General features: G+C 59.5%; 1 protein-coding gene and 1 pseudogene. Both read right to left on the bottom strand.

The window, feature by feature from the left end; genetic code table 11:
* Window positions 1-305, bottom strand: a pseudogene (locus tag PY650_RS36740) (biotin/lipoyl-binding protein); the annotation flags it as partial.
* A 1-nt stretch (window position 306) separates the two neighbouring features.
* The coding region (locus tag PY650_RS36735; RefSeq protein WP_490390939.1) for a permuted SH3 domain-containing protein at window positions 307-486 on the bottom strand (180 nt) is incomplete at its 5' end.

The raw sequence follows: 486 nt of genomic DNA, 5'->3' as shown, positions 1-486 counted from the left end.
CTGACCGCGAGCTGGAGACTGAGAGGATCGATCTCCGCGAGGACGTCGCCCTTGTGGACCAGATCGCCAACGTCGACCTTGCGAGACACCATTCGTCCAAGTGTCCGGAATGCAAGATCAGTCTCGACGTGGGCGTGCACAACCCCAGGCAAGATTGCCGTTTGCTCCTGCTGAGCGGTCGCGGTCGCGAATTTGACGGGGCGAGGGTTGATCTCCTTCCCCGCATTCGAGCTTGGCTCACAACCAACCAGCAGCGAAAGCGACAGCAAAAGTGGGAGAGAGGAATAGAAGCGATGAAGGGTCATCTCATTTGCCTTCCCAAGCGACTGCCTGGCCTTCCCTGAGAAACTTTCCGCCCTCCGTGACGACAAGATCGTCCGGGGCGATGCCGCCGGTCACGACGAAATCACTTTTGCGGTAACGGCCGACCGAAATCTTGCGGAGCGAAACGGAGCCGTTTTCGGTGTTGACCAGCCACACGGCCGG

The sequence above is a fragment of the Martinezella calliandrae genome (assembly GCF_030272695.1).
Classification (GTDB): Bacteria; Pseudomonadota; Alphaproteobacteria; order Rhizobiales; family Rhizobiaceae; genus Rhizobium; species Rhizobium calliandrae.
Note: the sequence above shows the minus strand (reverse complement) of the source record. Positions and strands in the feature narration are given on the sequence as shown.